The sequence below is a fragment of the Methanothermobacter sp. CaT2 genome (genome assembly GCF_000828575.1).
Lineage (GTDB): Archaea > Methanobacteriota > Methanobacteria > Methanobacteriales > Methanothermobacteraceae > Methanothermobacter.
This window is the reverse complement of record NZ_AP011952.1, coordinates 105,689-131,912: the sequence shown is the minus strand read 5'-3', so window position 1 is coordinate 131,912 and position 26,224 is coordinate 105,689. Positions and strand designations below refer to the sequence as shown.

Genomic DNA, 26,224 nt, shown 5'->3' with positions numbered 1-26,224 from the left:
CCCATTTCGGTATTACTTTCAGATTCTTATAAGTATTCTCAGTAATAAAAGATTTTATATATTGAAGATGTTTTAACTAATCTGTGGTGATATAATGAGAAGGTTCCTTATCATTTTAGCAACTGTTGCACTGATTGCAGGTCTCTCGCATCATGCATGGGCCCACCCGGGCCATGGTTACTACATTGAGGAGCCATCGGATTCAGGTGACAGTAAATCAGATTCATCCACCACATCAGATTCATCCAGCACTTCCAATAAGCCTTCAGGTCAGAGCAGCAGCAAAGCAAGCACATCAGGTGGCCATAAAACCACCCATGAAAGTAAATTGGACTCATCAGATTCATCAGAAAAGTCCGGTGCTGAAAGCAGTGCCCTGCCTGAAGAGAACGTTACAGATGAAAGGGAGAATACCACAGAAACATCAGATGTTAATGTGAATAAACCAGATTACGGATTCATACCTGCACTTGCAGGACTGTGCCTGGTTTTTGGTTTAACCGCATTCAGGTTCCCACGCAACTGAATATCCAAAATAAGTGAATATACTCGATAACACTTAACGGAGGTTCAACAGTGCATATACCCGATGGAATCATACCACTGTGGCAGTCAGCAGTCTACTGGGCTGTTGCACTCGTGAACATTGGCATATTCTTCTACATATTCTCAAAGAAACCCGGAAAGGAAAAAAGGATAGCTGGAACAGGACTTTTTGCAGCGGCCGCTGCGGTTGCATCCTCCATATCTGTGCCATCACCCTTCGGTGTCCCGGTGCATTTCTTCCTGATACCCCTTGCAGCCATAATACTCGGCCCCCTCACAGCGGTTATGGTTGCTGTTCTCTGCCTCCTCGTCCAGTTCTTCATGCTTGGAATGGGGGGGATAACCAGCATGGGGGCCAATATACTGACAATGGGTATCGGCCTTGGAATCGGAACCTATGGGGTCTACAGGGTTCTAAGTGAACTTGACAGGGGCCTTGCTGTATTCTCAGCCACCTTCCTGGGCATAATGATTGCAACCGCGTTCCACATCATGATACTCCTGGCAGCGGGTGTTGCAGGTCCTGAAATGCTCATGTCAACACTCATACCCTTCTACATATTCGTGGGTGTCGTGGAGGGTGCTGCAAGCATGTTCATATTCTCATTCCTTGAGAGGATGAAACCTGAGCTCATTGAAATGGAAAAGGTCTAGGTGGTTCATGTGAAAAAGTTCGCATTCATATTAATTTTTCTTCTTATCGGCGGTGTCTCAGCCCATGGAATGGAGATAACCCCAGAGTCATTCATTGTAATAGCAGATAACTCCACAGGAAAACTTGCGCGGTCAGTGGCCGATGAGACCGGGGTCAACGTCACCGTGTACCGTTTCCAGAGCCCATCGGATGTGGAGCATGAACTGGAACACGCCCTTGGAAACCCCAACAAGAAGATACTTGCGGTTGCCTACCAGGACACTGTGAGGGCCTTCCTCCAGAGGCATCCAGAACTTGCAACCAGGGTGACGTACTGCAGTGCCGATGAGGCGTCAATCAGGGAGAAACTACTTGAACTCAACTCAGTGAATACAGAAAAGATGGGCGGCGGCTTTATGACGCCCTTCCTTTCAGGGGCACTGATAGGGGTCATAGTTGGCCTTTTGATAGGGGCCCTGTGGATGAAAAGGAAAATGGAGTAGAAATTTCCTCGGTTTCAAACTTCCTTTTTTTCTCTACAAAAAAACTACTCAATACCCCACTTCCTCTTAAATTCAAGTTTCTCCTCTGCACTCATCCAGTGGCTACCATCACAGAATGGTTTGTTCTCAGATAAACCGCACCGACAGAGGGTGACCCTGTTTCTGGTCTCATACTCCCTTCCATCGGCTGATTCTATTTTTATACCTCCCCTGACCCAGAGTGGCCCCTCACACTTCTTCTGTTTATCATGGATAACCACTATTGATTTTTCATAGTCCCTTTCATAGGGTTTCCCGGTCCTCCTGTCCCACAGGACGAGCCTCCCTGATGGGCAGATCATCGCCTCCTCAATGGCGATCTGTATGCTCTCAGCGTCACCTTTCCTGAGGAGTTCCCTTATACCCCCCGCCCTTAGGCAGAACCTTGAGTGGTCGCACAGTTCAGGAACATCGGTGAGTTCAAGGTCCCCCGCCCTGAACACGGTCGCCCTTTCAATGTAGGGCTTCCTTGATGCTGTTTCGGTACCATCAAAGCCCACCTCGGTGTGTGTTCCATCACAGTAGGGTTTGTTCTTTGATGCGCCACAGCGGCAGAGGAGGTACCTCTCCTTCAGCGGGAACTCCCTTCTCTCAACAAATTCCCTTGTGTGTCCATCCTCATCGGTTACAATTACCTCCTCATAGAGTGGTACCGAGCCCTCCACAAGGTATGGTCCGTCCTTAAGAACCCTTATCCTCATCTTTAACACCCACAAGAGAGCAGGTATCCCCATCATACATAGCAAGGCAAATATGATGAAGCAGATCCCTGTTCCCTAATCAATATATTTATCCTTGAGGGTAAAATATGTGACTCCCCCATAAAAATCAAAAAGATGGTGGTAACCCTTCAGAATCTGCCTATAAGCCTCATCGAACTCACGGTTGATGCGGCTACCCCCAGATCATCCCTTTAACTCTCAAACAATATAAGATCATTTAATAAGTGTTTCTGTGGATTGCTGTAGCAAGACCTATGAAACAGATAATACCAAATAAAAGGAAGCATATCCTTGTGCTTTCCATGAGGAGGTCATAATTTGCAGGGGATACTGAAACACTCCCCATAAGGAATGCGAAGATGAGTGTCACCGTACCCATACTGAAGGCCTGGCCGATGAGGCGCATGGAGGTCACGGTGGCAGATGCCACCCCGGCATGATCCCTCTTAACTGAACACATAATCTTTGTTGTATTTGGGGATGAGAAAAGTCCCATACCGGTTCCAAGTAGCATGAGTCCCATTATTACTGCTGTTTCAGGTGTATCAGGGCCCAGTGCTGCAAATCCCATGAGTGCCATGAAGATCAGCACCATACCCGCTGATGTCAGAATATGGGGCTTCACCATATCGGCCATCCTCCCTGCAAGGGGGGCGATCAGGGCCATCATGAGGGGTTGAACTATAAGTATAAGTCCACTGGCAGATGGGCTGAGTCCCCTGACGTACTGGAGGTGGTAGCTGAGAAGCAGGGAAACCGCAAATGTTGATGTGAATACCACGAGGGCTTCAAGGGATGAAAAGGAAAATCTTCTGTTTTTAAATAACTCAACATTAAAGAGGGGGTTCCTTGCCTGCGTTTCTGTCTTGATGAAGAGAGAAAACGCCAGGAAACTTAGAACAAGGAGCAGAAGCCCCCTTATACTTGCAAGTGTTGAGAATCCCTGAATGAAGAGAAAAAGTGATGTGCAGTAGGTGAGTGACCCCTCCAGATCAAACTTTTTGCTTCCACCAGCCATCCACTCGTCATCAATTCTGGATAGCGAGATGAGTATAACAAGGATTCCCACTGGAACCGTGAATAAGAATATGGACTCCCATCCCATGATCTCTGCCAGAAAACCTCCCAGGATGGGACCGGCAAACAGTCCCATATCTATTGCCGCGGTATTCACACCTATGGCCCTGCCACGCTCAGATGCCGGAAACACCATTGATATTAGGGAAAGCCTTGTTACCAGTACCATGGAGGCCCCGATTCCCTGAAATGCCCTGAAAAGGATGATTGAAGCTGCATCAGGTGCCAGTGCACAGAGGACCGATGCTGTGATGAATATGATATTACCTGAAATGAAGAGCCTCTTTATCCCGTATATTTCAGATAACCTTCCAAATGGCAGTAGAAAGACGTTTGCAGTTAAAAGAAATGCCATTATAACCCATGTCTGCTGGGAGGGTCCCATATTAAGGCTCTCGCCCATAAGGGGGAGGGCCACATTGATTGATGAACCCATGAATGGTGCAAGGAATGATGAGAGGGTCACTGCGCATAGCACATAAACCTTCAGATGATCATCTTTCAAAAATTTCCCCCCTCAATAAAAATTAAATAAAAAATAGTTTAAATAATTTTCTAAAAAAATGAAAAAAGTGTAGATTAAATCACTTTTTGTGAAAAGTTTAGGGGTCTGCTCATCAGCCGTCATTCCTGTGGGCTGTTGCAGCAAAAACCCCTATGAAACATAGGACCCCGAATACAAGGAAGCATATCCTTGTGCTCTCTATGAGGAGGTCATAATTTGCAGGGGATATTGGAACCCTCCCTATCAGGAATGCAAAGATGAGTGTCACTATACCTATGCTGAAGGCCTGGCCGATGAGGCGCATGGAGCTCACTGTGGCAGATGCAATACCGTAGTCCCTCCTCTCAACGGAACCCATGATTGCATTGGTGTTGGGGGATGAGAAAAACCCGAAACCAAGGCCAAGGACAAGAAGGGATGTCACTATCATAAATAGGGGCGTGCCCCTATCAAGGATGCTGAGGCTCAGGAGCGCGGCTGCATTTATTGCCATCCCTATACCTGCAAGTATCTGGGGGTTGAACCTGTCAGAGGCCCTTCCTGCCAGGGGGGCCACGAAGGCCATGACGATGGGCTGCGTGACGAGTATGAGTCCGCTGGAGCCAGGGTCCAGTCCCTTAATGTACTGAAGGTGGTAACTCAGAAGCAGGGAAACTGCAAAGGTTGCGCTGTAGTTTATCAGGGCTGCAAGACTTGAGAAACTGAATCTGAGATTTTTGAAGAGCCTCACATTGAAAACAGGGCTATCTGATGATAGTTCAATTTTAAGGAATATCCCGAACGCCAGGATACTCAGAACTATCATAAGCGCCCCTGCAACCTCAGGAAGGGCGGAGAATCCATACATTAAAAGAAACAGGAAAATACAGTAGGAGATTGAACCGGGAACATCGAAACTTTCCCCTGAGGCATCAGCCCATTCCCCCTCAACCTTAAGGAGGCACACAGCAAGAACAATGAGTGTTACCGGGACCGTGACAAGGAATATGCTCTGCCAGCCCAGGAAATGTGTGAGAAAACCCCCGAGAACCGGGCCCATCGAAAGGCCAATGTAAACTGCGGCTGTGTTTATACCTATGGCCTTACCCCTCTCCATTGGAGGAAATACGCGGGTGAGCATTGCAAGGCCTGTGACGAATATCATGGCTGATCCCACACCCTGGATAGCCCTGAATACTATGAGGGCAGGGGCAGATGGTGAGAATGCTGATAGGACCGATGAGACAGTGAATATCAGGTTTCCATAGATAAAAATCCTCTTCATGCCGTATATCTCAGAAATCCTCCCAAATGGTACGGCAAAGATTGCCGCTGCAAGGAGAAATGCCGTTGGAATCCATGTCTGCAGTATTGCGTCTATCCCGAAGTGAAGTGCTATCACAGGGAGTGCAACGTTGATGGATGACCCCATGAATGGCGTTAAAAAGGATGATAGTGTTGCGGCTATGAGAACATAGACCCTGAGTGACCTGTTGGTGTACTCATTCAAGTTATTCCCTCCAGAAAAAATCTGTTATTACTCTATGGGTTGCCAGGTTTAAATAGGTTTCATAAAAGAAAAAATGGAAAAATTTAAAAAATGAAAATCAGGGAAGTTAAATGTTCTGGCGGCTAAAACCGGGCCGGTGCCTCCATTCCAGCCATCTTAACTCCCGTAAGTGCCGAGGCCTCCACGGTGAGCGCCCTGAGGTCATCCTTCTCAAGTTTGCTCACGTCAGTGTTACCCGCCTGCTGTGTGAGCATGCACACCTCCTCTGTCATGGCCTCTATGTACCTTGCAACATTTTTACCTGCCTCAACATAGTCAAGGCGCTTCCTGAGGCGTGGGTCCTGGGTTGCAATACCCTTCCTGCAGGTGCCTGTGTAGCACATCTGGCAGACACGGCAGCCAATTGAGACAAGTGCCGCTGTACCGATGTAGACTGCATCCGCGCCAAGTGCGATGGCCTTTGCAACGTCAGCCCCGCTCCTTATACCACCTGCTGCAACAAGGCTCACCTCATCACGGAGGTTGACTTCCTTGAGGGCCTCATCGGCCTCCACTATGGCTGCTATTGTGGGTATACCTGAGTGCTCGGTTACAACGTCAGGCCCTGCACCTGTACCTCCCTGCATACCATCAACCACGACTATATCGGCCCCTGCCTTTGCAGCTATCTTCACATCATCGGCAACACGGCCAGATGTGAACTTGACCATTATCGGGACCTTCCAGTCGGTTATCTCACGGAGCTGGGATATCTTCATGCTGAGGTCCTCTGGCCCGACTATATCCATGTGCCTTGCCGGGCTCAGTGCATCGGTACCCTCAGGTATCATCCTTATCCTTGAAACCTCCGCTGTTACCTTCTCTGCAAGCAGATGTCCACCCATACCTGACTTGGCACCCTGACCTATCTTGATCTCGATGGCCTCTGAATTGTTGAGGTACTCTGCAGAGACACCGAAGCGTCCTGATGCATACTGTGCAATGAGTTTTGAGGCGTATTTACGCTCCTCAGGGAGCATTCCCCCCTCACCTGTGTTTGTGGCTGTGCCTGCGAGGGTTGCACCCATTGCAAGGGCTATCTTGGCCTCCTTGCTGAGGGCTCCAAAGGACATGGCGGCTATCATGATGGGTGTGTCAAGTTCAAGGGGGTTCTCGGCGAACCTGTCACCCAGGACCACCCGGGTATTGCAGGGCTCCCTGTACTTGTCTATGGGCGGTCTTGAGACCTGGGCCGGTATTATCACAAGGTCGTCAAAGGTGGGTATCCTCCTCACTGCACCGCAGCCCCTGACCTTGTAGGAACCCTCCCTGGATTTCCTCTGTATCTCAAGCAGGTCAGTAAATGACCATACATTCCTCCGGTCCTCGGGTACGGCGTTGACCTCTATTGCATTGTTGGGGCACATCTCCTCACAGATACGGCACCCCACACAGTTTTCATGCCTCAGGGGTACCGGTTCCCCGTTTATTATCTCGTAAACATCGTGTGGACAGTTGTTATAGCATGAGTAGCAGTTTGCACAGAGTGACTCGTCCCGGTTATCACACATGTACCAGCAGCAGCCGGGACGGTCAAAGTTCCTCTTACATACATCTTCCTTTCTCTCAACCTTAAAAGGCATCTTTAACCCCTCTTACTCCTTTAATACCTTCAATATCGGGCATACTGAGTACTTGGTACCTGCAGCCCTCACAACATCCTCCGGATCATCTGCCAGTACAGGTACGGGTTTCCATGGCATTGCAGGGTCCCTGTCAACCACCAGTGCCCCGTCAACGATTCCCTCCCTGAGGGCATAGATCAGGAGTGCGGTTACAACACCACCATCCTGGCCCCTGAACATTGGGGCCCTTGCAGAGAGTATCTCAGTGTACTCCCCCAGGGGTTCGGCCGCGGACTCGTGACTTATTATGCTGTCGGGTACGTAGGTCCTTGGGCATGCCACGTAGCATGCGTTGCAGCCCTCGGGACATTCGCCCTTAATGTCGGGTTTTCTGTCTTCTATCCTCACGATACCCTCCGGGCATGACGCCTCGCAGGCCCCGCAGAGCACACATGCGCCAACATCGATGACGTCAGACTTAAGGTCATCGAACTGGTAGTCCTTAATTTCCTCAAGGTAGAGGTCCCCGGGCATCACCCGCCAGTATAGGACGGGCCTTGCAACTGATTCCCTTCTCTGTATCTCCTCAAGGTTCTCCTCCTTTTTACCTGATGCAAGTTTTTCAAGAAGTTTGAGGCCCTTCCCTGTTATGGGCGCTGTCTCAATGTATCCTGCCTTTGCGGCCCCATCAACCAGCTCTCGGCCCCTCTCTGTCCTTATTATGAGTGTTGACCATCCCTGGGGTGAACCCACAGATCCCACTGAAACGTCTGACTGTTCTGATGTGAAGTCCATGCACACAGAGCAGTTCTTTCTCATTGCGGATCTGGCCCTTTCAAGTGGTATGGATACTGTGCTTCCATCGTTGATGTGGAACCAGAGCCTGCCCTTCTCTATCCGGCACTCTGAAACATCCCTGAGGTCAACACCCTCCTCCTCTGCAAGTTCCTTAAGGTAGGTGTAGGAGAAGTTCTCCATGCAGAAGAGTCCGATTCTGAGTTCAACGGGGGATTCCCCGTTATATTCCTTCATCAGTGTGGCTGCTGTTATCTGGCAGGGTGTTCCGACCATTGCATATCTGCTCATTATCCTTCCTCCGATTCTTCGCCATAGAATGGCCTTTTGCTTCTTGGGACAATCTTTCTGAAGGAATGGTATTCCTCATCCTCAAGTTCAAATCCGTATTCTGAGAGGATACCTCTGAGTTCCTCTTCCTCCTCAGGGGTTATGTCCTCAACCTTTGCGTTCTTTCCAAGGCTTTTTATTTCTCCACCAACGTATATCGTTCCCCTTATGATGGACTCCCCGGCGTCCTCTGCAAGGTCCCCCAGGACTATTATGCGGCCGCCCATCATGAATAGGCCTGTCATGAAACCTGAGTTTCCACCTATGATGATGGTTCCGTTCTTCATTATCTCTCCTGTCCTTGACCCTGCGCCCTTCCTTACAACGACCGTTCCGCCGTAGATTCCCTGTCCGACTCCGTCTCCAGCGGATCCCTCTATTATGACCTCACCTTCTGTCATGTTGTCTGCAGGGAACCATCCTGCGTTACCATTTATCTTAACCCTTGGGCCGTGTATCATTGTCGCGGCGAAGTATCCGGCTGAACCATCTATTATGAGCTCCACGTCCTCTGTGAGTCCCGCGCCGATGTAGTGCATGGCGTTGGGGTTTTTAACCACTATCCTGTCGTGGTCCTTTGCCAGGCTCTTTATGGCCCTGTTAACCTCCCTGGGGGTTTTTGATTCTGCATCAACTACTGCTTCCCTCATCATATCACCCTATATCTCGTATACCCTGACCTCGCCGGGGGATATCTGTTCAACCTCGGTTGTATCCATGACCTCCCTCAGGGAGACCTCCTCTGATGCAACCGCGAATACCTCATCGTTCTCTGCCATCACCCCTGGCCTGAGGCCGAGCTGGTCCTTTGCTATTCCCACGCCGGTGGGTGTTCCGACTATGTATGAGAAAGGTCCGTCCATGTCCTTCACTGACTGTTCAAGTGCCTCCTCAAGGCTGTAGCCTGATGCCAGTTTATCTGCAACGTAGTGGACTATGCATTCTGTGTCGTTGTTTGTCTCGAATATGTGTCCCTTTCTCTCAAGGGGTTCCCTTATCTTCCAGTAGTTGGTTATCTGGCCGTTGTGTACCACGGTTATGTCAGGGATGATGTAGCTCTGGAAGGGGTGTGCATGGTACCTGTCAACTATGCTCTCTGTTGAGAACCTTGTGTGGCCTATGGCATGTGTGCCCTTCTTTGACCAGGTGTCGTAGCGGTCTGCTATTTCAAGTACAGATCCCACATCCTTTATCATTTCAAAGGAGTGGCTTCCATTGAGTACTATGACATCCTCTATCCTGTCTATCTCCATTATGAGTGGTTTAAGCTGTGAGAATGATTCAAGGGTGATCCTGCAGCGGTATATTATGTAGTCCTCAACTGATGGGATGACCTCATCCTTCCTTATGGGGCTTACCGTTTCAACGGTTTCCTTGACCCTCTCAAGAAGCCCCTTCTTTTCTTTAACCTCAATGTTAAGGAGGTACTCGTTCTCCTCAAGACCAAGACCTCCATAGATTGAGAAACCCGCTGAGTCGGGGCCCCTGTGCTGCAGCGCATGGAGCATCCTAGTCATGTCTGCCCCGACGTTGTGAAGTTTACCATCCTTGTAGACCACTCCTGCTATTCCACACAATTCAATACCTCCTTTATAAAGTATTCGTGAAGTCCGGTGTCCTCTCCCAGTTCAGGGTGGAAGGCAAGTGCAAGGTTGCAGCCCTCCTTCACTGCGATGATCCCTTCATCGATTCTGGATAGTACCTCGGCCCCCTCACCCACTTCGACGGCAGCTGGCGCCCTTATGAATATTCCATGGAATTTTCTTCCAAGTATCTCTATGTCCTCCTCAAAGGAATCCTTCTGCCTTCCAAAGGCGTTTCTCTTAACCTTCATGTCTATGAGTCCCAGGAGGGGCTGTTCATAGTCTGTTTCCCTTGCAAGAAGAACCATCCCGGCACAGGTCCCCATGACCGCTTTGTTCTCGGTGAGGATAACATCCTTTATCCCTGTCTCCTCCATGAGTTTACCGATGACGGTGCTCTCACCGCCGGAGATTATTATTGCATCTACAGCTGATGCGTCCTCCGCTGTTCTCACCTTCACTACCTCTGCATCCAGATCCATCCTCTCAACTGCCCTCCGGGTCATCTCGAGGTGCTCGGAAACATCGCCCTGAAGATCAAGAATGCCTATCCTTATCATGGTGTCTCCTTTCAGTTTTTTTGATTAGGTTTTTGGCACATGACCATATAAATATACCGGAAAAGTGTTGCCGGTTATCTCTGAACCCTGACCCGGCAGAATCTCAGTGTACAATGTTCAGAAACCAGGTCTTGAATTAACTTATAATTGAACAGTTATATAAATATTTCCATAGTGCCTCTAAAAGGGTTCCATAAAATCATTGGTACTGACCTGAAGGATAATCGGCGCCATTGGACCCTGCTGCCAGTGCAGGTCCAGCCTTATGGGTACTGACCTGAAAGATAACCAGCGCACAATGGGGCCCCGTGAAATGAAATGGGTGGATGAAAGAACCTTCACCCTGAAAGCCCGTGATCAAGCAAAAAAACCAGCGAGACTAAAGTGGGAATTCCTCATCCAGAAACTCCATAACCTTCATTGTGGAGTTTCTGACATGGTTTGCAGCCTCCCTGAAGGCTTCCCTCTCATCCCTGTCCATTAGGACTGGCACAACACCCTCTATACCATTCTTACCAAGCTTCACCGGCACACCCAGGCACACGTCCCTGATACCATCAATCTCGCCCTCCATGAGGGTTGAAACCGTGAGTATCCTCCGCTCATCATTCAGTATCGTTGTAACTATGTTGGAGATGGCGAAGGCCGGACCATACTCGGTGGCCCCCTTCCTGCTTATGATGTTGCTACCTGCATTGATAACCTTCTCTATGGTCTTCTTGAGGTCGAACCTCCGGTAACCAGAGAAGTAGTCCCTCCTTGCATAGTGCTCAATGGGTATACCCCCTATTGATGTCGAGCTGATAAGGGGGACCATGTAGGGGCCGTGCTGCCCGATAACTCTGGTGTGAACCTCGCTAACATGGACATTGAAATGCCTTGCCATGTAATTCTTGAGCCTGAGGGAGTCGAGGTGGTTTCCAAGGCCAAATACCCTGCTGGGATGAAAACCCGAATACTTGAGTGCAACGTAGGTCATCACATCAACAGGATTGGTCACAACAAGTATAATTGAATCCGGGGCGAACCTGGCAATCTGTCTTGCATACTCGGCAACGATAACCCCATTCTGGAATGCAAGGTCATCCCTGTCCATATCAGCGGTTCTGGGAACACCTGCTGTTATAACAACTATCCTTGAGCCATGGACATTTTCTATGTCAGCAGAGTTCTCCAGTTTAACCGAAACCCCCTTGGCTGCAAGGGCATCGCTCATATCAAGGACCTCTCCAATGTTCTGCTCAAGGCTCTCTCTCCTTGATATGAGGTGCAGTGTCTTCACAGCCTCCTCCTCTGCAAGGCACAGTGCCGTTGCCCTTCCAACACGCCCTGTTGACCCAATTATACTTACCTTCAAAAATCACTCCTCCTGGTGAGTTTCAAGGTAGCTGAGGGCGACCTTTCTTGCAAATCCTGTCCCGGTCTCTGCCAGTTTCTCCATCGCTTCTCTCACCCGTTCACCACCTATCTGCTCAAGTGACCTTGCAGCACCACTTCTCACAAAGCCACTGTCATCCTCCAGGAGTTCAATGAGTGGTTCAACAGCCCTCTCATCCCTGAAGTTCCCTATGACCCATGCGGCAGCACCCCTTATCTTCCAGTCGTCACTTGAGAGGCTCTCAAGGAGGGGCTCCACTGCCTCTTCACCCATCTTTGCAAGGGCAGTTGATGCGTCCCTTCGAACCCATTTATTCTCATCGGCCAGGGCCTCTATGAGGGGTTCTATGGACCGGGGATCCCCAATCTTACCAAGTGCCGCCGCGGCCCCCCTCCTCACAAACTTGTTATCATCGTCGAGGGCCTCAATGAGCTGTTCAACCGCTGGTTCACCTATCTCACTGAGGAGTTCAATAACCTGAACCCTCATGAGTTCATCGTCTTCCCTTAACTGCTCAATGAGCCTCGCAACGTTTTCTCTCCTCTGCATGTTATCACCTGTTATATTCGTTATGTTCGCATGGATACATAATACTTATCCTGGAAAACTGGTGGGCTGAAGCCCATGGATTTTCATGAATTGTATCTTACAGTGATCAAACAAAAAAATACGGCTAAAAAGGTCATGAGTGCAGGTAAAGTAAGGAAGAAATGAGGTTCAAGTCCTGGTGAGGGTATTTATGATTTGGTAAGGAAGAAATGAGGTTCAGGTCCTGGTGAGGGTATTTATGATCTTCATTGTAACCTTCTCAGCATCTTCAAGTCCAAGTGCCCTGAACATCTCAAGGGCCTCCTTAAATACATCGTAGAGATTTTCACGCTCATCAATAAGGAATAAGAGAACTCCAAGGATCACGAGGGATACCGCAAGCCCTGCAGAATCTCCACTCTCCCTGAATATCCTGTTGGACCTTTTAATGAACTTCAGGGCATCATAGAGCTCACCCTCCTCCATTCTGTAGCGACCTATCAGAAGATTGAGAAGGGCCTCCGTTGGGCGGTCACGTATAATTGTGGCAGACTCCAGATTGGAATCGAGGGTGTCTATGTCACGGTCCTCCCAGCACTTCCCGTATGATTCAAAGGCGTCAATGATACCCATGAGGTCATCTGCAAGTCTGAAGATTTTCTGGGCCTCAGATTGAATGTCTGTGGACTGTGAATCGTGCTGGACGGGTTCAGGTTCAGTATCATCTGAACTCACCGCCTCCCTTATCTTACTCGCCTCATATATCTTATCCCTCAGTTCATCTGCAACCTTGCTGTTGATCTCCGAGTATATTGAGAGTGCCTCTGAGTAGCATTTCATGGCCCTGTCAAATTCCCGCTGAGCCATCAGGGAGTCCCCGAGGAGTTCAGAGGCATATGCGACGCCCTCAGGGAATTTGAGTTTTCTGTAGGTTTCAAGGGCCTCCTCAAAGCTTCCCACTGCCCTCTCTATTTCCCCCCTGTCAAGGTAGATGACCCCTATATCTATGAGAACCTCAGCCTCATGTTCCTGGTACTCGTGAAGCTTCTTCTTGTAGTGTCTGAGTGCGCTTCTATCATCCCTCAGGGAATCAAAGATACTGAGAACGTTGAGCATGAAAAAATTCCCCCCACTTGGGTATACTTTTATCATAGGATCCTTAAATATTATACCATCTCACATGGAATCTGCATTCATGGAATTAAACTTAAGGTGTTCAGATGTACAGGATAACAGTTATACCCGGTGATGGTATCGGTAAGGAGGTTATGGAGGCCGCTCTCCACGTTCTTGGGGGACTGGACCTTGAAATGGAATTTGTGTATGCAGAGGCAGGTAATGAGTGCTTCATGAGGTGCGGTGAAACCATACCAGAGGAAACAGTGAAACTCGTCAGAAGGTCTGATGCAACACTCTTTGGTGCAGTTACAACCGTGCCCGGCCAGAAGAGTGCCATTATTACATTGAGGCGTGAGCTTGATCTTTTTGCGAATTTGAGGCCTGTTAAGTCCCTTCCGGGTGTTCCGTGCCTTTACCCGGACCTTGACTTTGTCATAGTGAGGGAGAACACTGAGGACCTCTATGTGGGTGATGAGGAGTTCACCTCTGATGGGGCGGTTGCAAGGAGGGTCATAACACGCCCTGCGTCCAGGAGGATAAGTCGATTTGCCTTTGAGTATGCTAAGAGGGAGGGGTGGAGTCGTGTGACCGCGGTGCACAAGGCCAATGTCCTTAAAAAAACCGATGGGGTGTTCAGGGAGGAATTCTACCGGGTGGCATCAGAGTACCCTGAGATGGAGCCAGAGGACTACTACGTGGACGCCACAGCCATGTACCTCATAACACAGCCCCAGGAATTCCAGGTCCTGGTCACAACAAACCTATTCGGGGACATACTCTCAGACGAAGCAGCAGGACTCATCGGAGGACTTGGACTGGCACCATCAGCAAACATAGGAGAAAAAAACGCAATATTCGAACCAGTCCACGGATCAGCACCCCAGATAGCCGGAAAAAACATAGCAAACCCCACAGCCATGATACTCACAACAGCACTCATGCTAAAACACCTCAACAAAACACAGGAAGCACACAAAATACAGGAAGCACTGGAAAGGACACTGCTTAAGGGGGTAATGACACCTGACCTTGGGGGGAGTGCCAGTACCATGGAGATGGCCAAGGCCATAAGAGGGGAATTGGATGGATAATCCAAGGGTTACTTGGTTATCATAGTCCCAATACCCTTCTTTGTAAATATTTCAAGTAGAAGTGAGTGCTCAACCCTTCCATCTATTATATGGGCCGATGAGACACCATCATTTATGGCCTGTATGCATGTGAGTGTCTTGGGGAGCATCCCCCCCTCCACTATACCGCTCTTTACAAGGTCGCTGAGTTCATCAACACTCACCTTCCTTATGAGGGTGTCGGGATCTGAGGGGTCCTCGAGTATTCCAGGCACATCTGTTAAGACTATAAGCTTCTCTGCCCCTATACCCGCTGCAACCTCACCTGCAACCGTATCTGCATTGAGGTTGAGTGTGTTGGCGTTCCTGTCAACACCGATGGGTGATATCACAGGGATGTAGTTGTTATCTGTGAGCATGTTGATTATGCTTGGGTCCACTGATTCAATTTCACCCACAAGTCCAAGGTCTATCTCCCTTCTCTCACCTGTTTCACTATCCTTAACAACATGTGGCGCCCTCTTTTTTGCAAGGAGAAGGTTGCTGTCCTTACCTGACAGTCCTATGGCCCTTCCACCATGGTAGCATATCTTTGAGACAATGCTCGTGTTTATCTTACCCACAAGGACCATCTTGACTATCTCCATGGTCTCCTCATCTGTAACCCTGAGGCCCTCTATGAACCTTGGCTCCTTGCCCATCTTGTTCATTGCCCTTGAAATCTCAGGGCCGCCTCCATGGACAACCACCGGCTCCATGCCCACATACTTCAACAACACAGTATCCCGTGCGGTTGAGTCCATTGCAGCCTCATCTATCATGGCGTGGCCGCCATACTTTATCATTATCTTTTTCCTGTGAAACTTCTTGATGTAGGGGAGTGCCTCCACCAGAATGTTAACGGTCTTCATTCAAACACCCTTCACCACAATATAATACATCAATTTAAGTAGTATACTCAGCATTTATCCTCACATAGTCATAGGTGAGATCACAGCCGTATGCAGTTGCCGATTCACTGCCGGTGTTGAGGTCAACAGTTATCCTTATCTCATCATCACCCATTATCCTCTCTGCAAGTTCAAGTTCAGGTGTACCCTCAAAGGCCAGGACATTCCCCTCCTCAACTATTCCCACAGATCCGCTCTCAGATTCGAGTGTCACACTTATCCTATCGGGGTCAAATTCTGCACCTGAATATCCTGCAGCTGCAACTATACGTCCCCAGTTTGGGTCGGCCCCAAATATTGCCGTCTTAACGAGGGATGAACCTGCGATTGCCCTGGCGGCCCTCCTTGCATCCTCCCGTGTCCTGGCATTCACAACATCGACCTGGAATGACTTGGTGGCCCCCTCACCGTCACGTGCCATCATACGGGCAAGTTCCCTGCAGACGACCCCAAGGGCCTCAGTGAAGTTATCATCTATCCTCCCTGATCTGCAGGTTGATGTCATTATAACCATGTCATTGGTGCTCTCATCACCGTCCACTATGAGCATGTTGAAGCTGTCGTCAACAGCCCTCCTGAGGGCCTCCCTGAGCTCTGAAGGTGATGCATCAACATCAGTTGTTATGAAGGAGAGCATGGTGGCCATGTTTGGGGCTATCATACCTGAACCCTTGGCAACCGCCCCTATACGGGCGGTCTCACCGCCTTCAAGCTGGAACTCCACCGCAACCTCCTTGGGGAATGTGTCTGTGGTCATTATTGCAGATGCAAGATTTCCTGAGGCTTCAGGGGAGTTTTCAAGTTGATCTGCAGCCCTTCTTATGAGGGATCCTATCTTCCCGATGGGCATCCTCCTTCCTATAACACCAGTTGATGCAACAGCAACCTCACCGGCATCCACCTGGAGGGATTCTGCTGTTACCCTGGCCATCCTGAGGGCATCATCCATCCCGTCTCTTCCTGTGAAACAGTTGGCGTTTCCACTGTTTGCAACTATGGCTGAAATTCTGCCGCCCTCAAGGACTTTCTCTGTCAGTTTAACAGGTTCTGCCCGGACCCTGTTGGATGTTAAAACACCCGCTGCAGTTGCGTTTCTGGTGACGATAAGCCCAACGCCATATTTACCTTCGCGGCAACCTGCAGCGAGCACTCCATCAACAGCGCAGACCCCTCCTTCAATAAACCTGATTTTCACAGTATCCACTCCTACCAAAAAAAGTTCAGTGGGATCCCCTCAGAATGTTGTATTGTTGGAGGACCCCTGGTTGCTGTTAACAACATTGACTTCCCCGTAACTGTTCTGGGCTTCCTCCCTGCCGCGCTCCTTTATCCCGTTGAGGGGCAGGTGGTTGGTGCTGCTGGGGGAGAGCTGGACATCACTGGATGGAGTATCGTTAATATCCACTGCAGTAATATTATCGTTGGAAAGACCTATAACAATGCCCAGACCTGACCCGCAGCCAAATGCTATGAGGGAAATCAGGAAGCTAACAATAATTTTAGCCTCGGTTTCAGGTCTCATTTCAATTCCCCTTATTATTATCTTGAAGTACCCTTAAATAACTTTCCTTTTCATGCCGTGGCAGCATAGATAACGGCAAGGAGGATTGCGATAAGACCAAACTCCCAGTGCCCCATATTCCAGCCAAGGAAGGTGGCCACGAACACAAATACGAACACCAGGAGCGCCACAGACTTCCTATGCATCAGAAAGTCAATAACAGACCTTGTGAAGGGTGAGGGGATAAAGTAGCCGTATATTCCATCTGCAACATCAAATATCATGATTGATGTTGGGTTCCAGAGCTTTATGCTGTCTGCAATCTGGGCCCTCTCACCGGCCTCCCGCCTGGTCTTTCCGATACCCACCCTTATGTTGGCTCCGTTGTCCATTGCATGCCATGCGGAATCTATCCCCGCCCTCAGAGCCATGTCCTTTGTGGGAAAGTTTGCTATGAGGTCGTCCCCACCCTCACGGTAACCCTCGATCTTTCCCCTGCAGTCATTCTCCATGTAGGCCTTTATATCGTTCATTATCTCAACAAGGCTGTCACGGCCAAACCGCTCTATGAATCCTGTTGAGTCGATCATGTCAATGAAGAGGTAGTTGTCACGGTATGATGGGCTGCCTGAGAGCGGTTCGAATTCACTGGTGAATATTATGGCAAATTCACCTCCCAGCTTTGTGAAACCAACACCCGGGACCTCACCGATCTCCCTGTTTAGGTTTATGGCCCTCTCAATTGCCGCGGCCCCTGTCATCCCGGCAGCGGCCCTTACATTTATCCCCCTTCTGCTCCCTGCGCCTATCAGTTTTATGGCGACCCTTATGGCGTCGTTCTTGGAGAGGAACCTTGCGAGTATCTCACTTGAACTCTTCTCGATGATCCTCCCCTTCTCCTTCTCTATTATGGACACGAATTCATCCATTATGCGTCCGCCGTTGAAGACCTCAATGTAGAGGTAGCGGTCGCTTCCCATTATTATGTTGCTGAGGAGCGCATACTCGTCAACCCTGTTCTCTGCAGGTTTGAGTTCAATGAACTTTCTGTTCTTGGGGATGTTGTCGGTTCCAAGTTCCCTTGTGAGGTTATCGAAGATGTTGCTGGTGTTGATATGGGCCCTTTCTATCTCTATGAGCATCGTCTTTGTGTAGTTGAGCATGTCCACGTATTCCCTTTCTGTACTGTTGGTGGGCATGTACTTGGTCCCGATACTCAGAACCCTGTGTCCTATGAAAAATCCCAGTATCTTCCTTAGCAGATAATCCATGACCATCAATCATTGCCTCCCTTTTCAAGAACCACATCGAATTCCCCTGGCTTCTCAAGCAGCATGCTGGGTTTAACAGATACTATGGGGAACCTCCATGATCCTATCCTGGCTGCGATTGTGCTTGCTATGTTCCTTGAGTTCTTCTTAACAAAACTGTAATCATGATCATTTATGGTTATGTTAACGTTGTAGGGGGCCTCCTCCATGACGTCCTCAGAGTACATTATGTTCAACTCAAATGTGCCTGGTTTCAGGAAGAGGTCGTTCCTTACAGCCACCAGGGGGGCGTGCTCCAGTTTGAGCCTGTCACCAACCGTTACAGCAATGTTACCTGCGTACTTCACCGCCTCCCTGTAGTCCCTAGGGTGCACCAGCACGAATATTATGTAGTTGCTGGTCCGCTCCACCTCCTCCACCATGCTCATGAACTTCTCAAAGAGGGGGAGCTTCATGAATATACCCTCAAGCTTGGGTTCAAGACCCTCCTCCTGACTCCTGCTTATCCTGTCAATGGCCTCCTTGGCTATGGCTATCCCGCTTAGTTTCTTGCCCCTTTTGGCCTTATATGAGTCTATCCTCTTTTTCTCGAATTCCTTGAGGGCCTCGTTACAGATTTTCTGGAGGATGTTCTTAACCTTCTTTGGCTTTCCAGAGGTCCCTATGAGGATCCTGTCATCCCTGAATGTGTAGGGTATCCTCCTGCTGTTTATGTCCTGAAACTCGTCCTTGTACTCCCTGAATACATCATTTGAGAGTATCTTGGCATCTTCCTCCTCTGCCATCTTGAGTATGAAGTGATCAGCCGTGGTACCTGAGGGAACCTGCTGGAATTTCCCCTCCTCAAGGAGTTTCCTGAACTTCTCCTTATCATCTATCTCATGTCGCAGGGATACATCGGCAATTATAACAGGTTCATAGCCGAGTTTTTCAAGCTCCTCTGCCGCTGACAGTATATTCTCTATGCATGGCCTATCATCGTCGTTTTTCCTTGAATGGGCGACGTTCGATGCATCTATAATTACCCTCAAGTAACCACCTGAATGAGATTATTCCCGCAGGCTGTGGGATGCCAGTTCAATCCTTTCTCCCTGAACCTGGTTGAGAACTATTCTTATAGAATCCTCAGTAATGTAATATGTATTATATGAATTAATATCTTTACCCCTCAGTTTAAGGGATGAAACCGTCCCGGCGGTTACAAAGAAAGTGTCCTCAACCCTCCAGACATGGGGGACATGCTTGTGGCCCGATATCACAAGGTCAGCGCCCTTCCTGATTATTGAATAGAGTATGTCCCCTGCATCTGCAAGTACGTTCCTCTCACGGCCTGTCTTGGGAACAGGTATTATGTGGTGGTGGAGGGCTATAACCCTGAAATGTCCCCTCTCTGAGGCCCTCTCAAGTTCCTCCTCCATCCAGATCTGCTGGGACCTCCCTATCTTGCCGTAGTCGAGGTCAGGCTCACTGCTGTCAAGTCCTATTATTGTGAGGTCATCCATAACAAAGGTCCCCTTCCTGTACCTGAAGACATCCTCAAAGGTCTCGTTTCCCACATGTCTTGCATCATGGTTCCCTGGAACAAATATGTGGGGCCCCTTGAGGTCGCTGAGGTACTCGGCGGCCTGCAGGAATTCAAGGTAGTAGCCGTTATCTGTAAGATCACCGGTTATAACGGTTGCGTCAGGTTTAAGCTCATTTATCTGTCTTATGGCCTCGAGGAGTATGTCCTCCTTGAAGTTGGGTGCGCCCACATGGAGATCCGAGATATGGGCTATTAAGACCATCAGCTCAACCTCATAATGGCCTCTGCCAGGTCACCCCCGGTTTCCTGAAGGGCCCTGGTGGCTTCTTCCCGGCTTACACCGGTCTGGTTCATGACAAGTTCAATGTCATCCTCGGGTATCTTAACCTCAACTTCAAGGTCACGTTCACGGGCCTTGCCGGTCACCTGATAGGTCTTCTGGCCCATGAAGTCCATGACATTCACGCGGGGATTTTTTATTATGATCTCCTTCTTCTTGAGTTTGATCACAACCTCCTCAACGCCACGGAGGTCCTTCATATCCATTCCCATCTGCTTCATGGCCCTCTGCATCTGTTTCAGCTGCTTCGGGTTCATTCCCATGCCCGGTATCATTTAAAATCCTCCTTTCCTGGTTTTCACTGCCTGGCCATGCTTGAGGTCCATCATCTCCTCGGCACAGAGAAGTGCCCTGCCTGTGGCCAGAAGTTCATCATGAGCATTAACAATTAAAACTTCATCGCCGGCCCTTATATTATTGTCGCAGTCAATTATAAACTTTGCAAATACACTCCTGCCCTCCCTTGCAAATGGTTCAGACTCCTCATTCACGGCCACCCTGCAGCGGGGGTAGGCTGTGCCATCATGAAGTCTCCTGGCACCCTCAGCTGAGAGCACAAAGAGGCCGTCAGATGCCCTCATGGTGCATATCAGTTTCTCCCCTGAGTAGATGTGCCTTATCTTCCCTGTGTTACGGCTCCTCTCAATCCTCACATCATCAGGGAAAAGGGCATCGCCGGCCCCCTCGCCGAACTGGTACTCTGCAATCATCCTTATGCGGTCAAGGTCATCAACATAGGTCTCCACCTCCCCTGAATAGATGTGTGGAAGCTGAAGTCCGAGTTCACTGCAGAGGTCCTCACTGATGATCACATCCCCCTCAAGGTCGAGTATCAGTTCCCTCAGGAAGTGCCTGGCCTCCAGGTCCATGATACCCGGCGCATCGCTCTGGGCAAGTGGGTAGACCTGGTCAAGTTCAAGGGGTATGAGGCCAAAGGGGACGTCCGCAACCACCACACTCCATTCTCCATCAACCTGGGGCTTCATTGAGCGAAAACCACTGATACTGGAGGGTAAACTGGATGAGTAGGGTTTCCTTGATGGGCCTACGATGGCCATCCTTCCCTTCAGGTTTTTCTTAACCCACTGAAGATACCTGTGAACCTCAACACGCCCCAGTGACTCTGGTCCAGTGTAGAAGAATGCTGAGCGTTTGGACCTTGGCTCGAATCTCTCAGAGAGTTCAACGTAAGATGACATCCTCCTGTACCCCTCAAGGAGCCTTGGATGTGCCCTGCATCTCTCCTCAACAAGTTCCATTAGGCTCCCATCATAAATTGCCTGGCGGACCTTCCTTATCTCTGCAAAGCTCACATGGAGGTTGTGTTCAGCTATGAGGTTCCTTCTATCCTCAGCCTCCATCCCGCGAAGCTCAGATGGGGTATAATCCGTGCATACCCGGCATGAGCACGGCATTTCCTGGAGGTTCTCAAGTTTATATGTCCCCTCTGTGCTCAGAAGACGATCATCCTCTGCATAGAGTATGTAGGCCGCCGAATCAAAGAGGTCGCATCCCATGGAGGCAGCGAGGGCAAATATCATTGGATGCCCAGCCCCCATGAGGTGCCTTGGCCTTGATGGTGGAAGTTCTGAAACAGAGGATAGTACAGCGTCAACCAGCTCCCTGTACCTGTAGGACTCCATGAGAGGTACGACGGCACCTATGGGGTGGAGCTCCACCGGGAGCTCTGCAAGCTGTGAGGCGCAGTACCTTCTGAGGTCAGGGTGGGTTGATCCCTGTACAACGGCATTGAGCATCATCCTCTCCCTGTACTCAAGGGACTCCCTGGCCCTTTGAAGTGTGATCTCAACCTCCTCAAGGGCCCTCCTGTGGCTCACACCAGGCGGAGTCGGTATATCCAGGGACGTCCCTATGTCTGTGCCTATCTCATCCTGGAAGCGGACTATTTCATGGTTTTCAACCTCAACGTCGCCGTACTCTGAGAGCTGAAATGAACCCGAATCCGTCATTACAGGCCCATCAAAGTTTATGAGTCCATGGACACCCTTTCTCAGTGCCTCGTCCCTGAGTTCAGGGTTCCTGTAGATTATGTATGCATTGGTTATCACAATCTCAGCGCCGAACCTCTTAACGTCGATTGTCTGCTTACCTGGGTGTATAACAGGCATCAGCGCCGGTGTCCTGACCTCTCCGTGTTCTGTCTTGAGGACACCTGTTCTTCCCAGGTTGTCCTTTGATCTTATCTCAAACATGAAATCCTCCCGATATTAAACCATTAAACTCATCGAATCCGCTCTGAAAAATATGAAATTACCTTAATGTTAACATTAAACTCAGTGAATCCTCTAATAAATATGCAATTATCAATTCTTATATTAACGCATTGAATCCTCTAATGAATTTACACGAGAACACTAACCGATGAACTAGCAGATTGAATTCTCCTGTATCATCCTCTGAAACTGGCCACTTCCAGCAGTCTCCTCCTCATTGAGAGTATCCTTTCCCTTGAGGTTGTCACCCTTTCCTCGCCACAGCCACATACACATTCATCCATCTGGGGGCATATTATGTAGAGTGCCTCCCCTCCCTTCGTATCGGATATGCCCATCCTCTCAAGGTTCCGCCTGACTCTGCGTCCGATCCTGTCCCCTTCAACGGATACTCCAAGGTATATGGGGGTTTTAACTGCGGATGAAATCCTTGTAACACCACGAACCACCATGCGCTCAAGTCTACGCTTCTCAATTATGGTTTCACCATCTGAAGAAAGTGTGGGATCCCTGTAGGGTACCCCCGCATCACTGAGGGCCACCATCCTCTCATCCCTCCAGTCCAGGGGCTCTTTAACCTTTGAGGGATCCATTGAGGCCAGTGTACCTGCCGACTTCCTTCCAAATACCGGGCCGGCCCCAACATGGAACTCCACCTCTATGAGGGCGGATCTCAGGGGAGCCGCGGAGGTGTAGGTTGCAAGGACTCCATCCGGCTTTATAACCCTGGCTATCTGTGATAGAAACTCCACAGTATAGAGTTCAGGTGAAACCCCGGGACTGAATGCGTCAAGGAAGATGGCGTCATAGTATTCAGCCTCAAGTTTCTGGAGCGTCTCCCTTGCATCCTCGCAGTGAACCCTCAGGGTGACCCCAGGGGGTGGTGGGGGAGATGCCCTTACGCTGACGATTCCCATATCCATCAGGCGGTCCTCATAGGCAGCCCTGACAAACTCATGGGATTTTACTGGTGAGGGGACTATGAGGGCCGCTGCCAGTGTCTCAGGGGAAACCTCCACCATGTCCACTGTAACCTCACCGGCAGATGTGAATTCAAGGAGCGCTGCTGTATTATACCCGAGGCCAGAACAGAGGTCAAGAACCCGGATTTCCTCTGCATCAGGTGGTATCGAGGGTCTTACAAATTTTTCAAAGGACTCTGTTATGGCGCCGCTCCTGGTGTGCATGGCCTCCCCCCCAGAATCTGACTCCAGGGTGTAGGAGCCATCAGCGGTTCTTATGAAACTATCTGAAAGTGAACGCCATGCTTCAGTTCGCCTGTTTATCCCATCCTGGCGCTCACTTTCAAAGTACTTTCTAACAGCCCCCAGAACATCGTCCCTTGGTGTGAGTACCATGTTAAATGATCCAGTGCATTTTAACTTAAACTTTGCCCTTCCTATATTCTGGGCCTGTAGGGCACAACCGAGAATCTTACCCTGAATTCAGTTCCATCCTCCATATCCACTTCAAGGTCCCCGTCCAGCTGATCCACAAGGCCATCTACAAGTTTCAGGCCCAGTGAATCAGACTCCTCAAGTACAAAGCCAGATGGAAAACCCACACCATTATCTGAGATGGTGAGTATGAAATCATCACCCTCTGATTCCAGTTCCACTGTGATCTCTCCCCCCTCACTGAATGCATGTTTCACGGAATTTGTGATGAGTTCATTTATTATGAGTCCCAGAGGTACGGCGGTCTCGATGGGGAGAGTCACATCCTTCGCCGAAATCCTGAGTTCTATTCCCGCTGCATGGTAGCTGTCCAGGATGGATGATGTGAGCCTCTCAATGTAGCGCCTCATGTCAATGCTGGTGATATCCTCAGATTCATAGAGGAGTTCATGTACGAGGGCCATGGATTGAACCCTGGTCTGAAGGTCCAGAAGGGGTGCTGGATCCTGGATTTCAGATAACTGGAGGTTTATGAGGCTGGATATTATCTGGAAGTTGTTCTTGACCCTGTGGTGCACCTCCCTCAGAAGCGCCTCCTTCTCCTTTAGGGAGGATCTCAGCCTCTCCTCATACTCCTTTCTGAGGGTTATATCACAGTATATTATGACAACCTCACCTGTTGAAAGCCTGTATATGTACACTTCAAGCCATCTCTCACCACGTTTAACCTCAGGGAGGTGCAGTGGTCCATCCTTCTCAGTCACCCTTTCAAGGGCTTCTCTGATACTGGATTCTGCGATTCCTGGAAGCGCCCTCTCAAGTTCCATTCCCTTCACGTCCCCGCAGACGACACCCTCCATCTCCTCAGCAGCGGGATTCATGGATAAAACCCTGAACCCTCCTTTAACAGGAACTAAAGCGATTACCCCTGCATTCATGTTCCTGAAAAGCTCCCTGAACTTCTCCCGGCTCACCCTGAGGGCCTCCTCTGCGAGTTTATGCTCATGTATATCCCTCAGGCCGAAGACGTAGCCACTGATACCACCATCTCTGCGGATGGGCCTGTCAACGTACTCCACCCACCTGTAGCTTCCATCTGGCCTTTTTATTCTGAATGTTGCCCTGTGCATTTCCGCATCGCTCATGATAAGGTCCCTGACATTCTCCCGGTCATCGGGGTGCACGTAATCCAGGAACTCGATGGCTGACCTGTTGATGAGGTGCCTATGTCCGTAACCGGTTATGTTCTTCACTGATGGGCTGAGGTATCTGAAGTTGAAGTTCCTGTCAAATTCCCCGAGGCCATCAGCCATGTGCTCTGTGAGCAGCACAAGGCGTTCCTCCCTCCTTTTAAGTTTTTGTTCCATCTCCTTTATCGGCCTTATATCTGATCCCGTGAAGAGGAGGCCGACGTGTTCACCTCCACCTCCATGGATGTGGCCAGCGGATACAACAACAGGTATCAGTCCATCCCCTGATTTCAGGGCTGACTCAACCATGGATTCCATCATTTCAGATAGTTTACCCTCAAATTCCATGACCTCATCTATCCTCCTCCCCAGAAGTTCCGCCGCACTGAAACCCGTTAACCTCTCGGCTGCCGGGTTAACATAGGATATCCTGAATTCAAGGTCTGTCATGATGAGAAAACTGTTCATGCTCCTTACAATGTCCATCGCTGCATTTATTGGACTGAGTACTGGTATGTGAAACCTCAGCACCCCGTAGGCTATGATGGAGACTCCAGCTGCAGCGGCAGGGTTTGTGAGTGATGGGGTCTCAATGCCCATAAATGGAAGCACCAGATCAGTGAGGAACCCGGTTACAATGGGAAGTATAAGGCCAGTGAAAAGGTAGAGTCCCTGGGTCCTCCCTTCACGTGAGGAGGACCTGAGGTGAATCACAACAAGTATAAGTGCAATTATGCCAACGGCGAGTCCCCAGATGTTTGAAAGGTCATATGCTGCTGATCTGGATGATAGGAAGGTCCAGCCCCATGTTGTAAGCAGTGGGCCGGCTGTTATGAGGCCGGTTGTTAGTTCAAGGGCTGAAAATATAAATGCAGGTACGTAGAGTGCTGTGAGAGTGTACCATCTCCTCATTCTTCCTGTGAATATCATTACCATGTGAAGGATCACAGGAACCACGAATGGCCAGAGGAACCCCATCCTGACCCAGAAGGCTGCCATCCCATAGGATTCAGAGATGTAAAGGCCGAAATCTGTGAGTGAAAGGTATGCGACGAGTGCCGAAAAAGCAAGAAGTGTCCTGTTGAAACGGCTCTCAGGGTTCTTCACAAAGATGTATATTCCAGAGACGGTTGCAGTCACAAAAGCAGTGATTGAAATCAGGGCCAGTGGATTCATAGGATCCCCCTCAATTACATGTATAGTGATATATGTATGTATCTAGTATTAAATCAATATTCACATTTATGTGATATCGTAACTTTAAGATCATGAAAATTAAAAGTAATATGGATACAGTGGAGTAATAATTAATAATATGAAAGTTATCCCCGCTT

At 49.4% G+C, this 26,224-nt stretch carries 25 protein-coding genes; 4 read left to right on the top strand and 21 right to left on the bottom strand.

Features of this window, described 5'->3' with window-relative positions; all coding sequences use genetic code 11:
* Positions 1–94: 94 nt before the first annotated feature.
* The 3 genes from MTCT_RS00830 to MTCT_RS00820 are packed head-to-tail and all read left to right on the top strand — an operon-like array spanning position 95 to position 1,683.
* Positions 95–526, top strand: a complete 432-nt coding sequence (locus tag MTCT_RS00830; protein WP_048175069.1) for a hypothetical protein — start codon at positions 95–97, stop codon at positions 524–526.
* Positions 527–576: 50 nt separating this feature from the next.
* Positions 577–1,200: an energy-coupling factor ABC transporter permease gene (locus tag MTCT_RS00825; protein WP_048175066.1), complete on the top strand. Its 624-nt coding sequence runs from the start codon at positions 577–579 to the stop codon at positions 1,198–1,200.
* A 9-nt stretch (positions 1,201–1,209) separates the two neighbouring features.
* Positions 1,210–1,683, top strand: a complete 474-nt coding sequence (locus MTCT_RS00820; protein WP_173402623.1) for a hypothetical protein — start codon at positions 1,210–1,212, stop codon at positions 1,681–1,683.
* Between the two features lie 44 nt (positions 1,684–1,727).
* Here the strand turns inward: MTCT_RS00820 and MTCT_RS00815 are convergent, their stop codons facing one another.
* From MTCT_RS00815 to MTCT_RS00765, 11 genes are all read right to left on the bottom strand, one after another.
* On the bottom strand, positions 1,728–2,423 hold the full coding sequence (locus tag MTCT_RS00815) for a CDGSH iron-sulfur domain-containing protein (protein ID WP_231855309.1): 696 nt from the start codon (positions 2,421–2,423) through the stop codon (positions 1,728–1,730).
* Between the two features lie 238 nt (positions 2,424–2,661).
* On the bottom strand, positions 2,662–4,026 hold the full coding sequence (locus MTCT_RS00810; RefSeq protein WP_048175060.1) for an MFS transporter: 1,365 nt from the start codon (positions 4,024–4,026) through the stop codon (positions 2,662–2,664).
* Positions 4,027–4,138: 112 nt separating this feature from the next.
* The gene (locus tag MTCT_RS00805; RefSeq protein ID WP_048175057.1) at positions 4,139–5,515 is read right to left on the bottom strand and encodes an MFS transporter; all 1,377 of its coding nucleotides are present in this window, start codon (positions 5,513–5,515) and stop codon (positions 4,139–4,141) included.
* Between the two features lie 122 nt (positions 5,516–5,637).
* The gene (locus MTCT_RS00800) at positions 5,638–7,137 is read right to left on the bottom strand and encodes a glutamate synthase-related protein (RefSeq protein WP_048175055.1); all 1,500 of its coding nucleotides are present in this window, start codon (positions 7,135–7,137) and stop codon (positions 5,638–5,640) included.
* Positions 7,138–7,149: 12 nt separating this feature from the next.
* Complete coding sequence (locus tag MTCT_RS00795) at positions 7,150–8,205, bottom strand: Coenzyme F420 hydrogenase/dehydrogenase, beta subunit C-terminal domain (RefSeq protein WP_052457266.1); 1,056 nt, start codon at positions 8,203–8,205, stop codon at positions 7,150–7,152.
* Positions 8,205–8,894: a GXGXG domain-containing protein gene (locus MTCT_RS00790; protein ID WP_048175049.1), complete on the bottom strand. Its 690-nt coding sequence runs from the start codon at positions 8,892–8,894 to the stop codon at positions 8,205–8,207. The genes MTCT_RS00795 and MTCT_RS00790 overlap by 1 nt, the downstream gene beginning before the upstream one ends.
* Before the next feature lie 9 nt (positions 8,895–8,903).
* Entirely contained in the window at positions 8,904–9,821 is a 918-nt protein-coding gene (locus tag MTCT_RS00785) for a glutamine amidotransferase family protein (RefSeq protein WP_048175046.1), read from the bottom strand.
* The gene (pdxT, locus tag MTCT_RS00780; protein WP_048175042.1) at positions 9,809–10,387 is read right to left on the bottom strand and encodes a pyridoxal 5'-phosphate synthase glutaminase subunit PdxT; all 579 of its coding nucleotides are present in this window, start codon (positions 10,385–10,387) and stop codon (positions 9,809–9,811) included. Before pdxT ends, MTCT_RS00785 begins: the two co-directional genes overlap by 13 nt.
* Positions 10,388–10,766: 379 nt before the next feature.
* Positions 10,767–11,744 carry a malate dehydrogenase gene (locus tag MTCT_RS00775; protein ID WP_048175039.1) on the bottom strand — a complete coding sequence of 326 codons (978 nt, stop codon included), beginning with the start codon at positions 11,742–11,744 and terminating at the stop codon, positions 10,767–10,769.
* 3 nt (positions 11,745–11,747) lie between these two features.
* Positions 11,748–12,314: a HEAT repeat domain-containing protein gene (locus MTCT_RS00770; RefSeq protein ID WP_013295458.1), complete on the bottom strand. Its 567-nt coding sequence runs from the start codon at positions 12,312–12,314 to the stop codon at positions 11,748–11,750.
* A 216-nt stretch (positions 12,315–12,530) separates the two neighbouring features.
* Positions 12,531–13,409: a lipopolysaccharide assembly protein LapB gene (locus MTCT_RS00765; RefSeq protein ID WP_231855308.1), complete on the bottom strand. Its 879-nt coding sequence runs from the start codon at positions 13,407–13,409 to the stop codon at positions 12,531–12,533.
* Positions 13,410–13,513: 104 nt separating this feature from the next.
* Here MTCT_RS00765 and MTCT_RS00760 point away from each other — a divergent pair, with 104 nt between their 5' ends.
* The gene (locus tag MTCT_RS00760; RefSeq protein ID WP_048175031.1) at positions 13,514–14,503 is read left to right on the top strand and encodes a 3-isopropylmalate dehydrogenase; all 990 of its coding nucleotides are present in this window, start codon (positions 13,514–13,516) and stop codon (positions 14,501–14,503) included.
* Between the two features lie 8 nt (positions 14,504–14,511).
* Here MTCT_RS00760 and argB read toward each other — a convergent pair whose 3' ends face one another.
* From argB to MTCT_RS00710, 10 genes are all read right to left on the bottom strand, one after another.
* The gene (gene argB, locus MTCT_RS00755) at positions 14,512–15,393 is read right to left on the bottom strand and encodes an acetylglutamate kinase (protein ID WP_048175028.1); all 882 of its coding nucleotides are present in this window, start codon (positions 15,391–15,393) and stop codon (positions 14,512–14,514) included.
* A 34-nt stretch (positions 15,394–15,427) separates the two neighbouring features.
* The gene (gene argJ, locus MTCT_RS00750; RefSeq protein WP_048176471.1) at positions 15,428–16,621 is read right to left on the bottom strand and encodes a bifunctional ornithine acetyltransferase/N-acetylglutamate synthase; all 1,194 of its coding nucleotides are present in this window, start codon (positions 16,619–16,621) and stop codon (positions 15,428–15,430) included.
* A gap of 45 nt (positions 16,622–16,666) precedes the next feature.
* The gene (locus MTCT_RS00745; protein ID WP_013295453.1) at positions 16,667–16,954 is read right to left on the bottom strand and encodes a hypothetical protein; all 288 of its coding nucleotides are present in this window, start codon (positions 16,952–16,954) and stop codon (positions 16,667–16,669) included.
* Positions 16,955–17,004: 50 nt separating this feature from the next.
* Complete coding sequence (locus MTCT_RS00740) at positions 17,005–18,210, bottom strand: hypothetical protein (RefSeq protein WP_048175026.1); 1,206 nt, start codon at positions 18,208–18,210, stop codon at positions 17,005–17,007.
* Positions 18,210–19,235 (bottom strand): Zc3h12a-like ribonuclease, encoded by a 1,026-nt coding sequence (locus MTCT_RS00735; protein ID WP_048175023.1) that lies wholly within the window; start codon positions 19,233–19,235, stop codon positions 18,210–18,212. The genes MTCT_RS00740 and MTCT_RS00735 overlap by 1 nt, the downstream gene beginning before the upstream one ends.
* An 18-nt stretch (positions 19,236–19,253) precedes the next feature.
* On the bottom strand, positions 19,254–19,991 hold the full coding sequence (locus tag MTCT_RS00730; protein ID WP_013295450.1) for a metallophosphoesterase: 738 nt from the start codon (positions 19,989–19,991) through the stop codon (positions 19,254–19,256).
* Positions 19,991–20,344, bottom strand: coding sequence for a nascent polypeptide-associated complex protein (locus tag MTCT_RS00725; RefSeq protein WP_048175019.1), 354 nt, complete (start codon positions 20,342–20,344; stop codon positions 19,991–19,993). Before MTCT_RS00725 ends, MTCT_RS00730 begins: the two co-directional genes overlap by 1 nt.
* Entirely contained in the window at positions 20,345–22,282 is a 1,938-nt protein-coding gene (tgtA, locus tag MTCT_RS00720; protein ID WP_048175017.1) for a tRNA guanosine(15) transglycosylase TgtA, read from the bottom strand.
* A gap of 197 nt (positions 22,283–22,479) precedes the next feature.
* Entirely contained in the window at positions 22,480–23,661 is a 1,182-nt protein-coding gene (locus tag MTCT_RS00715) for a tRNA (5-methylaminomethyl-2-thiouridine)(34)-methyltransferase MnmD (RefSeq protein WP_048175015.1), read from the bottom strand.
* Positions 23,662–23,702: 41 nt separating this feature from the next.
* Complete coding sequence (locus tag MTCT_RS00710) at positions 23,703–26,066, bottom strand: PAS domain S-box protein (RefSeq protein WP_048175012.1); 2,364 nt, start codon at positions 26,064–26,066, stop codon at positions 23,703–23,705.
* Between the last annotated feature and the right edge of the window lie 158 nt (positions 26,067–26,224).

Bases quoted from the DNA above. Each gene is read 5' to 3' on its own strand.
- MTCT_RS00830 (WP_048175069.1), top strand. From the start codon at position 95: ATGAGAAGGTTCCTTATCATTTTAGCAACTGTTGCACTGATTGCAGGT.
- MTCT_RS00815 (WP_231855309.1), bottom strand. From the start codon at position 2,423: ATGAGGATAAGGGTTCTTAAGGACGGACCATACCTTGTGGAGGGCTCG.
- MTCT_RS00800 (WP_048175055.1), bottom strand. From the start codon at position 7,137: ATGCCTTTTAAGGTTGAGAGAAAGGAAGATGTATGTAAGAGGAACTTT.
- MTCT_RS00795 (WP_052457266.1), bottom strand. From the start codon at position 8,205: ATGAGCAGATATGCAATGGTCGGAACACCCTGCCAGATAACAGCAGCC.
- MTCT_RS00790 (WP_048175049.1), bottom strand. From the start codon at position 8,894: ATGAGGGAAGCAGTAGTTGATGCAGAATCAAAAACCCCCAGGGAGGTT.
- pdxT (WP_048175042.1), bottom strand. From the start codon at position 10,387: ATGATAAGGATAGGCATTCTTGATCTTCAGGGCGATGTTTCCGAGCAC.
- MTCT_RS00770 (WP_013295458.1), bottom strand. From the start codon at position 12,314: ATGCAGAGGAGAGAAAACGTTGCGAGGCTCATTGAGCAGTTAAGGGAA.
- MTCT_RS00765 (WP_231855308.1), bottom strand. From the start codon at position 13,409: ATGCTCAACGTTCTCAGTATCTTTGATTCCCTGAGGGATGATAGAAGC.
- MTCT_RS00760 (WP_048175031.1), top strand. From the start codon at position 13,514: ATGTACAGGATAACAGTTATACCCGGTGATGGTATCGGTAAGGAGGTT.
- argB (WP_048175028.1), bottom strand. From the start codon at position 15,393: ATGAAGACCGTTAACATTCTGGTGGAGGCACTCCCCTACATCAAGAAG.
- MTCT_RS00745 (WP_013295453.1), bottom strand. From the start codon at position 16,954: ATGAGACCTGAAACCGAGGCTAAAATTATTGTTAGCTTCCTGATTTCC.
- MTCT_RS00740 (WP_048175026.1), bottom strand. From the start codon at position 18,210: ATGGTCATGGATTATCTGCTAAGGAAGATACTGGGATTTTTCATAGGA.
- MTCT_RS00730 (WP_013295450.1), bottom strand. From the start codon at position 19,991: ATGGTCTTAATAGCCCATATCTCGGATCTCCATGTGGGCGCACCCAAC.
- MTCT_RS00725 (WP_048175019.1), bottom strand. From the start codon at position 20,344: ATGATACCGGGCATGGGAATGAACCCGAAGCAGCTGAAACAGATGCAG.
- tgtA (WP_048175017.1), bottom strand. From the start codon at position 22,282: ATGTTTGAGATAAGATCAAAGGACAACCTGGGAAGAACAGGTGTCCTC.
- MTCT_RS00715 (WP_048175015.1), bottom strand. From the start codon at position 23,661: ATGGTACTCACACCAAGGGACGATGTTCTGGGGGCTGTTAGAAAGTAC.
- MTCT_RS00710 (WP_048175012.1), bottom strand. From the start codon at position 26,066: ATGAATCCACTGGCCCTGATTTCAATCACTGCTTTTGTGACTGCAACC.